At 67.2% G+C, this 10,889-nt stretch carries 8 protein-coding genes and 2 pseudogenes; 8 read left to right on the top strand and 2 right to left on the bottom strand.

Annotated features, from left to right (window positions below; genetic code table 11):
• From AB0G56_RS30665 to AB0G56_RS30640, 6 genes and pseudogenes are all read left to right on the top strand, one after another.
• A pseudogene (locus tag AB0G56_RS30665) lies at positions 1–1,731 on the top strand (hypothetical protein); the annotation flags it as partial.
• Positions 1,728–2,741, top strand: coding sequence for a hypothetical protein (locus AB0G56_RS30660; RefSeq protein ID WP_360975548.1), 1,014 nt, complete (start codon positions 1,728–1,730; stop codon positions 2,739–2,741). The pseudogene AB0G56_RS30665 and the gene AB0G56_RS30660, both read left to right, overlap by 4 nt.
• Before the next feature lie 136 nt (positions 2,742–2,877).
• Positions 2,878–3,297: pseudogene (locus tag AB0G56_RS30655) on the top strand (DUF5753 domain-containing protein); the annotation flags it as partial.
• Between the two features lie 9 nt (positions 3,298–3,306).
• Positions 3,307–3,510: a DUF397 domain-containing protein gene (locus tag AB0G56_RS30650; protein ID WP_360975545.1), complete on the top strand. Its 204-nt coding sequence runs from the start codon at positions 3,307–3,309 to the stop codon at positions 3,508–3,510.
• Positions 3,510–4,139, top strand: coding sequence for a hypothetical protein (locus AB0G56_RS30645; RefSeq protein WP_360975557.1), 630 nt, complete (start codon positions 3,510–3,512; stop codon positions 4,137–4,139). Before AB0G56_RS30650 ends, AB0G56_RS30645 begins: the two co-directional genes overlap by 1 nt.
• Positions 4,140–4,512: 373 nt before the next feature.
• Positions 4,513–5,028, top strand: a complete 516-nt coding sequence (locus AB0G56_RS30640; RefSeq protein ID WP_360975542.1) for a GNAT family N-acetyltransferase — start codon at positions 4,513–4,515, stop codon at positions 5,026–5,028.
• Positions 5,029–5,155: 127 nt separating this feature from the next.
• On the opposite strand, the gene AB0G56_RS30635 is transcribed toward AB0G56_RS30640, so the two are convergent.
• Both AB0G56_RS30635 and AB0G56_RS30630 read right to left on the bottom strand, forming a co-directional pair.
• A complete protein-coding gene (locus AB0G56_RS30635) occupies positions 5,156–5,395 on the bottom strand; it encodes a hypothetical protein (RefSeq protein ID WP_360975539.1) in 240 nt (79 codons plus the stop codon).
• 75 nt (positions 5,396–5,470) lie between these two features.
• A complete protein-coding gene (locus tag AB0G56_RS30630) occupies positions 5,471–6,385 on the bottom strand; it encodes a hypothetical protein (protein ID WP_360975536.1) in 915 nt (304 codons plus the stop codon).
• Positions 6,386–6,497: 112 nt separating this feature from the next.
• Here AB0G56_RS30630 and AB0G56_RS30625 point away from each other — a divergent pair, with 112 nt between their 5' ends.
• Positions 6,498–8,756: an ATP-dependent RecD-like DNA helicase gene (locus tag AB0G56_RS30625; protein WP_360975533.1), complete on the top strand. Its 2,259-nt coding sequence runs from the start codon at positions 6,498–6,500 to the stop codon at positions 8,754–8,756.
• 301 nt (positions 8,757–9,057) lie between these two features.
• Positions 9,058–10,347: a citrate synthase gene (locus AB0G56_RS30620; protein WP_360975530.1), complete on the top strand. Its 1,290-nt coding sequence runs from the start codon at positions 9,058–9,060 to the stop codon at positions 10,345–10,347.
• Positions 10,348–10,889: the final 542 nt, after the last annotated feature.

Below are 10,889 nucleotides of genomic sequence, written 5' to 3'. Positions count from 1 at the left end.
TCGGGTGCGGGCAAGGCGGGCGCGGTCGCGAAGGCGTTGTCGGTGGCGGGCAAGGCGGGCAAGGTCATCGACCCGATGACGTATGTCGCCAAGGGGGCGGGCGCCGGCCTGTCGAAGATCGGCGACATCTCCAAGGCCCTGAAGGGCATGGGCAAGATCGACATCCCGGAACTCCCGGAGAACGCGATCACCCTGCCCAAGGGCTCGGTGAAACTCCCCGACGGCTCCTTCCACCTCCCCGAGGGCGCGCCGATCCCGGAAGGCGCGACGAAGCTGCCGGACGGCAACTTCAAACTCCCCGACGACGTCCCGGTCGTCCACGAGGGCGCACACCCCCTGCACACCCCCGAAGGCACCGGACAGGTGTACGGGCACCCGGACGGCCACATCGTCGACGGCAACGGCGACATCCTCATCCACGCCGACGAACTCGACCCCCCGGGCGCCGGCACCGGGGCGGGTACGGACCTCCCCCACACCCCGGCCCCGGTCAAGGAACCCGCCCTGGTCGGCGCAGGCGCCCACACGGCCGCCGACACCGCAGGCCACGCCGGCGAACACATCCGCCTGGGCCACAGCCTCGACACCGACCTCGGCGACACCGGCCGCATCGGCGACAACACCCACACGACACCCACCGTCCACGCGGGCGGCGACACCCCCACGATCCACGCGGGCGGCGAACACACGCCCGGCGGCCACCCTCCGCACCACACACCCGGCGGCCACGCGGGCGACCACCTGCCGGGCGGCAACGCCAACGAACACGGGCCGGGACCGAGTGCCCACCATGAGCCACCGTCGAGCCATGAGGAGAGCCGTTCCGGCGGCTCCGACTCGTCCGGCCATGATGGCCCTGCGGGCCGTGGCCACGAGACAACCTCTTCGGCCGGGCACGAGAGGGGAACCGGCGGCCGTGAGGGCGGTGTGAGCGGTCATGGCGAGGAGCCGGGTGGCGGCGGGCACACCGATGGAGGAGGCGGAGAGCCGCTTGGCGAAAACCTTCCTGACCAGCCCGAGCCAGGCCACGCCGACCACTTTGACGGATGGGAGAAACCGACAGAGGACTCAGGGCCGCTTGAACGTGGCGGAGAGCTCGAGCACCAGGTCCGGGACCAGATTCGTGGCACCAAGGTCAAGCCTGGGGACGTCGAGTCGATCTTGGACACTCTCAACAAGACTCCCGCCGGCAAGGAGATCGCCGATACGATCGCCGCGGGACGGTTCAGAGATTCGGCCGGTTTCTCGGACGTGGTGTCCAACCTGTCACGGCCGAGTGAACTATCTGGTTGCCTGGAGCAGATCCGCCTGGCAAACCGACTGCACGAGGGCGGCCTGACCGACATCTCCTTCGAAGTGAAGCAGGGCGGCCATGAGATCAAGCCCGGCGTCTTCACCGGGCCGAAGACAGATCTGGACTTGATGGCCAGGGAAGCGGACGGCACGACCCACGGGTGGCAGTTCAAGGACATGACAGGTGAGGATTCACCGGTAGAGGCGAGTAAGGTCGTACGCAACATCTTCAAGAAGATTTCTCAGCTGACAGACTCGCACGCCGACGTGCAGACGTTCGTCGTCGACACGAAGGCCCCCACTCTCGATATGGAAACCCAGTTGGGTCGACTCGAGAAGGGTTACCAGGGAAAGAATGTTCAGTTCGTCATCCGTACGCCTGACAGAACGTTCTTCATTCCTCGTGGTGGCCGGTTCACTCCGGAGGAATTGCTGTGATTGCTTCCACGCCTGTGGCCCGATGGATCTGGGGTCGTGACGATGAGACGGCTGACCCACTGGTTTGCTGTCTGCATGACCTGCTGAAAACTTATGGAATCCTCGTTGCGCAAAGTTTCGCAACCGGTATGCCAATGGTACGTGTCGTCGTCTCCGAGGCCGGTAAGTCGAACAGCTACCTGCTCCAAAGTGACCTTGCGGTGGACTTTTCGGCACCTGACGCCGTCAAGTTGTTGACCGACCAGGTGCGGGCGGCGCTGCGGCCTGGAGAAATCGGGTCCGTAGACGGGTCCATCGAGTGTTCCGGATCAGTTGTGACGAGTGCTGACGGGGCAGTGGTACGGCAGGAGAAGCTCTTCCGGCTGAGCGCTTCTTCATTCGCTGACTTTGTCAGTGTAGATTTGGTGACGCATTCCGACGTCTGGCTGCCGTACGATCTCAAGGGGCGCTCGCAGTCAGAAATCTATGAGCTGAACGGTCATCGTCTGTCCACCCTGTTGCGTACCATTTCCGAGGTCCTGGACACCGAGACGGACCCGGACGACCCCACCTACTTTGCCAAGCCGACCGAGACGGGCGCCGAGAACTATTTCGACCCGGACGGAAAAGCATCGGACGTATGGAGGAGTTTCGAGGTGCCGACCCGGTACGACGTGTTCACGCACGCCCCCGGTTTCGGGCGGATCGGGTATCGGCGTACGGCTGAAGGCGAAGTGCAGTGCGTGCCGGTGCATGGTGGGCAGGGCGAGCTGTTCGGTCACCTGTGGGTTTCCGTCTCCGAGAAAGCGGCGAGCTTCGAGCCCTGTGACGTCGGTGACGATGCCACTTACCGTGCCGGACTGGTGTGGTTGGAGCGTCTGAGGTCTGCCCATGACCGTGGTCTGTCACCTTCTGAAGCTCTGGTCGAGCTGACTTCACTGCCTGACGAGAACGGCTCGGGCCGGGCCTCGGACTCAGAACCGCGCACCATGTCTCTTGCCGCCCTCCGTGAAGGTCTGGCGGGGCGTTGACCGATGCACATGAGCGCTCACATCCTTGGACCAGCGGCAGAACGCTCGGTGTTCAGGTGTGCTGTCCGGACAGGTTGGTGACGCGGCTGGTCGGCGTTTGGCCGTTGATGCCGGTGTGAACGATGGCCCTGTATGCAAAGTGGAACTCCGGGTGGACCATCGCATGAAGCGGAAGACCGCTATCGAAGGCCCGGAACCCATTCCGTACGAAACCGTGATCCACGAGGCTGCGCTACGCATCAGGGTCGCCGGGCGGGCTGTGAGCCGCGCTCAACTGGAGCGTGTCCTGGAGATGTCCGAAGCCGACCACGTGACGGTGTACGTCGTCCCTTTCGCGCTGGACGACTTCGCAGGAGCCGGGAGCACCATGGTGTATCTGGGCGGCGCCGTCCCGCGCCTCGACACTGTGGTGCGTGACGCTCCCCATGGTACGGCCTTCGTCGACTCCGAAGCACAACTGGAGCACTTCCGGAAGCTGTTCCGTAAGGTCAGAGCGGGGTCGCTCTCCCCGGAACGTTCACGCGACCTCATCCATCAGCTGATCAAGGAAATGTGAGGCGCAGGCATGAGCCCCCGCATCCAGTGGAAGAAGTCGTCCTTCTCTGGCGGAGGTGAGGGAAATGACTGCGTCGAAGTCGCAAGCCTCCCCCTCCGCATATCCGTACGGGACTCGAAGACCCCGGTCAGAGCAACCCTCTCCTTCTCGCCCGGCGTCTTCACCGTCTTCGTCGATTCCCTGAAGACCGCGGAGGACCCGTCTCCGTGCTGATGCGCGCCCCGAGCGAGTGTGCTTCCTGGTTCTGGGACCTGGAAGATCATGCGACGCCGGGGTTGCGGGCAGCGCTCAGTGCCGCAGCCCGGATGTCCGGTGTGCTGAGGAAGCACGGGCTGCTCCGCCCGGACGGGCTGGAATGGTTCTGGGTCGTTCCTGAGCAGGGAGGTGCCGTCGGGAAGACCCGGCTGCAACTCACGGCTCCCCTTGATGATGAAGGGACAGCGCGCAGGGTCGAAGACTTGCGCCCCGTCGGTTTTCCCAATGCTGAATTCAGTGGCTTCCTTGTCACGGGGGCCGGTGTGTGGTTTGACGAGCACGGTGTCCAGCGCTATGAAGACCGCCTGGTCGAGCTCACTGTTTCGGCAGAGCCTCTGGGGCTGTCGGCCGATGTTTCCGTCCATCACGACATCTGGGGCCCGTACGACTTCAGTGGTACGCCACACCCCGATTCCCAGCGGCAGAACGCTCCGCGTCTCGCGGCGGCCTTGAAAGAGCTGGACGACGTGCTGGGAGTCGCTGCGGAGCCGGGGGAGGCGACGTATTTCGGGGTTGCGGAAGGGCACGGAGTCGCGGACCCCGAGGTGACCGACGGGCGTGGTCCAGACCTGACCAGCCGACTGTGACCGACAGGCTCACGTTCCCACGTGACAGCTGGGGCGATCTCTGCCGGAGGTGGTGAGATGGAACCTGGCAAGAGGGACAAGTGGCTTCCTCCCAGACCCCTGGGGGACGAGGTCGCCGCGCAGCGGTTGCGTGAGTGGTTGGAGGAGGACGGCGGCCTCGATGCCGTCGGACTCGGGTCGTCACCCCCGCCGGATAGAGGTGACGCCGTCCGGAGTCGCCGAGGGCTACGGACGGAGGGTGCGGAACCGCGGACCCGGCGGTGACCGACGGACGTGGCCCGGCGCCGGCCCGGCGCCGGCCCTGGACCAGTCAGCCGTGACCGCCGGAAGAACACGACGACAGGACGCCGAGGTGCGGTGACATACTCCGCCCATGAGCACCGAGGCGACAGCGAGGACCACTGCCTGGACACTGCGTCCCGCGGTGACGGCCGACATCGAGCCGATCGCTGAGTTGCGGGCCGCGGTCATGCGCGCCGACCTGGAACGTCTCGGGCGTTACGACGAACACCGGGTGCGGCAGCGGCTGCGTGACGCCTTCTCCACGCGGTACACGTCCGTCGTCATGGCCGACGGCGAACTCGCGGGATGCGTGACGTTCCGTCCGGCCGACGGCAGGTGGTGGCTGGAGCACTTCTACCTCGCGCCGCGGCACCAGGGCCGGGGCCTGGGCTCCGCCGTGCTGGGCACCCTGCTGGAACGGGCCGACGCAGAAGGCACGGCTGTCGCGCTGAACGTCCTCCAGGGCAGCCCCGCCCGCCGGCTCTACGAGCGCCACGGCTTCGTCCTCGAAGCGGAAGACCCGGTCGACGTGTTCATGGTCCGCCCGCCGGCAGCGCTTCCGCACACGGCCGCGATGCCCGCTTCGCGGCCCTGCGACGCCGAGTAGCCCGTAGCCCGTAGTCATTGCCAGTCGCCATGGCCCCGCCAGCCAGTAGCCGAACAGGATGAGTGGCCGAGTGGCCTCACAGGTGTTGTGCCGCAGCGCGGAGGCGGCAGGCGTCGCCCGCGACGGCTCACACCGCCCTCGGCGTCCGTGACGGACGCGAGCCCGTGACCGGTGCGGGCTCCGTCCCGTAAGCCTCGACGGCTGCGACGACTTCGCCGTGTCCGTCGCAACTGCCGTCTACCAGTTGTCGGTTGGCCAGAGCGAAGGCATCCTCGGCCTTGGGGTGGGACTTGCCCAGCCGGGCGTTCAGGACCAGCGCGCCCCTGCGCGCGAGAGCCGCCGGGGGCGGGTCGTCCAGCGCGTGCATGCCCTGACTTCAGGACCTTGTCCCGGAACCCGCCCATCGCCGTATGACCGCACCTGGCCAGTCAGGCGGCCGGCCTCACTCCTCGTCCCCGGCGAACACCTCCCGGGCATCCGCCGCCTGCACAGCCCGCTGGGCCCACTCCTCCAGCCGGTCCAAATTCGTGCAGGTGTTCACCCGCTCGCGGACGGCCTCCGGCACCAGGATGCCCCGCCATTCGAGGATGCGGAGGGTCATCTCCCGACGGTCCTGGAGACGGCCTTGCTCCATCCCCTGCTCCAGACCTTCCTCCCGGCCCTCCTCCCGCACCTGCTCGGCCAGCGGGTGCCGCCAGAAGTACTGTGTCGCCGTCATCAGTTCCCTCCACATCTGTTGTGCCTGGGGGTCGGCCAGGCAGGAGTCGACGAATTGCACGAAGACCGCGGCGTTGTCGGGGTCGATCGTCCGCAGGGCGGATGCCAGGGACTCCAGTATGGCCGGGGCCTGCGGGCCGCGGCCGTGTGCCATCGCCGAGAGCACCGCAAGGGGTACGTCCCGTTCGGCCTGCCGTTCGTCGGCGATCACGGGGACGTTGTCCGGGCCCAGCACCAGCGGACGGACGGTCAGCGACTCCCAGCCCGGGAAGCCGAGCCGGATCGGGCGGGACGCCCACCGTGCCGTGGCGCTGCTCTGGGTGGTCACGATGAGCACCGGCTCGCACCGGTACTTCTCGTACAGGTAGGACAAGTAGTACGGCCAGCTGCCCCTCTTGCGCTCGTCCTTCTTCCCCTGTGCCTCGACCACGAGGAGATACGTACCCACGTCCGTCTCCGCCCGCAACAGGGTGTCGACGCGGCGTTCCACCGGTTCGATCTCGGTCAGGTCCACGTTCAGCGCGGCGATCTCTGTTGGTTCGGGAAACGGAACGTGCAGCACCTTCTGCAGCGCTCTCGTCAGCAGCGCCGGATCCTTCTGGAAGATCCGGTGCAGCGCCTCATGCGACGAGCCGACCATCAGCTCTCCTTTCCGTACGAGCGGATCAACGATCCGCGCCGCCGGAAGTCGCGCCCGCGTTCGACAAGTGCCCCCCGCCCCGCTGTCACCCCCCACCGGTACCGTCGGCACCATGGCTCAACAGGCGGGGACCCAGACCGGTGAGCGGCGGTTCGCCGTGCTCGAAGGGGTGCTGGAGCGGATCACGTACGCGAACGAGGAGAACGGGTACACGGTCGCGCGGGTCGACACCGGCAGGGGCGCGGGGGACCTGCTGACGGTCGTCGGCGCGCTGCTCGGTGCGCAGGCGGGGGAGTCGCTGCGGATGGAGGGACGGTGGGGGTCCCATCCGCAGTACGGGAAGCAGTTCCTCGTCGAGAACTACACGACGGTCCTGCCGGCCACGGTCCAGGGCATCCGGCGCTACCTCGGCTCCGGGCTGGTCAAGGGGATCGGGCCGGTCTTCGCCGACCGGATCACGCAGCACTTCGGGGTGGACACCCTCAGGGTCATCGAGGAGGAGCCCAAGCGGCTCGTCGAGGTGCCCGGTCTCGGGCCCAAGCGGACGAAGAAGATCGCCGACGCCTGGGAGGAGCAGAAGGCGATCAAGGAGGTGATGCTGTTCCTCCAGACCGTGGAGGTGTCCACCTCCATCGCCGTGCGGATCTACAAGAAGTACGGGGACGCGTCGATCTCCGTGGTGAAGAACCAGCCCTACCGGCTGGCCGCCGACGTCTGGGGCATCGGGTTCCTGACCGCCGACAAGATCGCCCAGTCCGTCGGCATCCCGCACGACAGCCCGGAGCGGGTCAAGGCGGGGCTCCAGTACGCGCTGTCGCAATCCGCCGACCAGGGGAACTGCTACCTGCCCGAGGAGCGGCTGATCGCCGACGCCGTGAAGCTGCTCCAGGTCGACACCGGGCTCGTCATCGAATGCCTGGCCGAACTCGCGCAGCCCACCGAGGACGGCGGCGACCCCGGTGTCGTACGGGAGAAGGTGCCCGGGGCGGACGGCGACGCGCAGGAGTCCGTCACCGCCGTCTACCTCGTCCCCTTCCACCGTGCCGAACTCTCGCTCTCCGCCCAGTTGCTGCGGCTGCTGCGGACCGAGCAGGACCGGATGCCGGGGTTCCGGGACGTGGTCTGGGAGAAGGCGCTGGGCTGGCTCAAGGGGCGTACGCGGGCCGATCTCGCACCCGAGCAGGAGGCGGCCGTCAAGCTGGCGCTGACCGAGACGGTGGCGGTGCTGACCGGGGGACCCGGCTGCGGCAAGTCGTTCACCGTGCGCTCGATCGTGGAGCTGGCCCGCGCGAAGAAGGCGAAGGTGGTGCTGGCCGCGCCGACCGGGCGGGCCGCCAAGCGGCTGTCCGAGCTGACCGGGGCCGAGGCCTCCACGGTCCACCGGCTGCTGGAGCTGAAGCCCGGCGGTGACGCGGCGTACGACAGGGACCGGCCGCTGGACGCCGACCTGGTCGTCGTCGACGAGGCCTCCATGCTGGACCTGCTGCTCGCCAACAAGCTGGTCAAGGCCGTGCCGCCGGGTGCCCACCTGCTGTTCGTGGGGGACGTGGACCAGCTGCCGAGCGTGGGCGCGGGCGAGGTGCTCAGGGACCTCCTGGCCGACGGGAGCCCCCTTCCCGCCGTGCGCCTCACACGCGTCTTCCGCCAGGCCCAGCAGTCCGGCGTGGTGACCAACGCGCACCGGATCAACTCCGGGCAGCACCCCCTCACCGACGGCATGAAGGACTTCTTCCTCTTCGTCGAGGACGACACCGAGGAGGCGGGCCGGCTCGCCGTGGACGTGGCGGCGCGGCGGATCCCGGCCAGGTTCGGACTCGATCCGCGCCGGGACGTGCAGGTGCTCGCGCCCATGCACCGGGGCCCGGCGGGCGCCGGCACGCTCAACGGGCTGCTCCAGCAGGCCATCACGCCGGGCCGTCCCGACCTGGCGGAGAAGCGGCTGGGCGGGCGGGTCTTCCGCGTCGGCGACAAGGTCACCCAGATCCGCAACAATTACGAGAAGGGGGAGAACGGCGTCTTCAACGGCACCGTGGGCGTGGTCACCTCGCTCGACCCGGTCGACCAGCGCCTGACGGTGCTGACGGACGAGGACGAGGAGGTCCCCTACGAGTTCGACGAGCTGGACGAACTGGCGCACGCCTACGCCGTGACCATCCACCGCTCGCAGGGCAGCGAGTACCCCGCCGTGGTGATCCCGGTGACCACCGGCGCCTGGATGATGCTCCAGCGGAACCTGCTCTACACGGCCGTGACCCGGGCCAAGAAGCTGGTCGTCCTGGTCGGTTCGCGCAAGGCGATCGGCCAGGCGGTGCGGACGGTGTCGGCGGGCCGGCGGTGCACGGCGCTGGATTTCCGGCTCAAGGGGTCCTGAAGCACAAAAAACTCCGGATGGCCCGCAAGGACGACAAAAATACACGAACACACCCGGTCGGCACGGCATCGGCCCCACCCGCACCCCGGCATCACAAAAAATGATCGATCAAACGAGTCGCAAAGGTCACAGAACACTTCCCGTCGCCGGGTGGAGGGGGCAGGATGAGCAGGTTGGCGGCACTGAGTGCCGCCCATAGGCCCAATGGTCGACCCCGAGTGCACTCTCCTGAGCCAAATGGGGGATGGTAGAGACAGTCAGGGCACCTCGAAGATGAGGCACTACGTCGGTGAGGGAAGACGTGAGCGACAACTCTGTAGTACTGCGGTACGACGGCGGCGAGTACACCTACCCGGTGGTCGACAGCACCGTCGGCGACAAGGGCTTCGACATCGGGAAGCTCCGCGCCCAGACCGGTCTGGTGACTCTGGACAGCGGCTACGGCAACACGGCAGCGTACAAATCCGCCGTCACCTACCTCGACGGCGAGCAGGGCATTCTGCGGTACCGCGGCTACCCCATCGAGCAGCTGGCCGAGCGCTCCACCTTCCTGGAGGTGGCCTACCTGCTCATCAACGGTGAGCTGCCGACCGTCGACGAGCTCTCCACCTTCAAGAACGAGATCACGCGGCACACCCTGCTGCACGAGGACGTCAAGAACTTCTACAAGGGCTTCCCGCGCGACGCCCACCCGATGGCGATGCTGTCCTCGGTCGTCTCGGCGCTGTCCACCTTCTACCAGGACAGCCACAACCCGTTCGACGAGAAGCAGCGCGACCTGTCCACGGTCCGCCTGCTCGCCAAGCTCCCGACGATCGCGGCGTACGCGTACAAGAAGTCGATCGGTCACCCGTTCGTCTACCCGCGCAACGACCTCTCCTACGTCGAGAACTTCCTGCGGATGACGTTCTCGGTCCCCGCCGACGACTTCGAGCCGGACCCGGTCGTCGTCTCCGCGCTGGACAAGCTGCTCATCCTGCACGCGGACCACGAGCAGAACTGCTCGACCTCCACGGTCCGCCTGGTCGGCTCCTCGCAGGCCAACATGTTCGCCTCCATCTCGGCCGGCATCAACGCGCTGTGGGGCCCGCTGCACGGCGGCGCCAACCAGTCGGTGCTGGAGATGCTGGAGGGCATCCGCGACTCCGGCTCCGACGTCGACACCTTCATCCGTAAGGTGAAGAACAAGGAGGACGGCGTCCGCCTGATGGGCTTCGGCCACCGGGTCTACAAGAACTTCGACCCGCGCGCCAAGATCATCAAGGCCGCCGCGCACGACGTGCTCTCGGCGCTGGGCAAGTCGGACGAGCTGCTCGACATCGCCCTCAAGCTGGAGGAGCACGCGCTCTCCGACGACTACTTCGTCGAGCGCAAGCTCTACCCGAACGTCGACTTCTACACCGGCCTGATCTACCGGGCCATGGGCTTCCCGACCGAGATGTTCACGGTCCTGTTCGCCCTGGGCCGGCTGCCGGGCTGGATCGCCCAGTGGCAGGAAATGATCAAGGAGCCGGGTTCCCGCATCGGCCGCCCGCGCCAGATCTACACGGGCATCGTCGAGCGCGACTTCGTCCCGGTCGAGGAGCGCTGAGGCACACCGCCTCCCGGGCCGCGTGTCCCTGGGCCCCGTGTCCGCCGGTCGAGTTCGAGGCCGGCGGGTGCGGGGCTTCGTGCTGCGCCCGAAGCACGCCGGAACGCGAAAGACGCCCTGGCGCCAGTCCCCCCACGGGCCGGCGACCAGGGCGCCTTCCCATGTCCCGGTAACGGATTCCCCCCACGGGATCCGGCCGGGCGTCTGTGGAGACCAGCGCCTGAACCGCTGTACTGCCGTACTACCGCAGGGCCGTGATGCCGCGGTGCCGTACTGCTGCACCGCGTCACTGCACTACTGCCCTACTGCCCTACTGCGCTCTGCCGGGACAGCGCACGCCCGGGAGGGCCGCTCAAAGCTTCCCGATGTACGTGCCCCGGCAACGCAATTCCAGGGAAGTCCCCCAAGACATCCCCAGACGTCAGTCGGCGCCCCCCAAGACGCTTCCTGACATCGCCAAACTTAGACCTTCGAACCCCTTCGATGGTTACGTTCACGTCACTGTGACATGCGTCTCTTGCATATGTCCCATAGGTGCGCAA

Source organism: Streptomyces sp. NPDC021356 (genome assembly GCF_040641015.1).
In the GTDB taxonomy this organism is placed as follows: domain Bacteria; phylum Actinomycetota; class Actinomycetes; order Streptomycetales; family Streptomycetaceae; genus Streptomyces.
The sequence above is the reverse complement of the archived record's forward strand: the minus strand, read 5'-3'. Positions and strand labels throughout refer to the sequence as shown.

What these genes read in the sequence shown, in the direction of transcription:
- AB0G56_RS30650 (WP_360975545.1), top strand. Translation starts at nt 3,307, where the DNA reads ATGAGCCCCCGCATCCAGTGGAAGAAGTCGTCCTTCTCTGGCGGAGGT.
- AB0G56_RS30645 (WP_360975557.1), top strand. Translation starts at nt 3,510, where the DNA reads ATGCGCGCCCCGAGCGAGTGTGCTTCCTGGTTCTGGGACCTGGAAGAT.
- AB0G56_RS30640 (WP_360975542.1), top strand. Translation starts at nt 4,513, where the DNA reads ATGAGCACCGAGGCGACAGCGAGGACCACTGCCTGGACACTGCGTCCC.
- AB0G56_RS30635 (WP_360975539.1), bottom strand. Translation starts at nt 5,395, where the DNA reads ATGCACGCGCTGGACGACCCGCCCCCGGCGGCTCTCGCGCGCAGGGGC.
- AB0G56_RS30630 (WP_360975536.1), bottom strand. Translation starts at nt 6,385, where the DNA reads ATGGTCGGCTCGTCGCATGAGGCGCTGCACCGGATCTTCCAGAAGGAT.
- AB0G56_RS30625 (WP_360975533.1), top strand. Translation starts at nt 6,498, where the DNA reads ATGGCTCAACAGGCGGGGACCCAGACCGGTGAGCGGCGGTTCGCCGTG.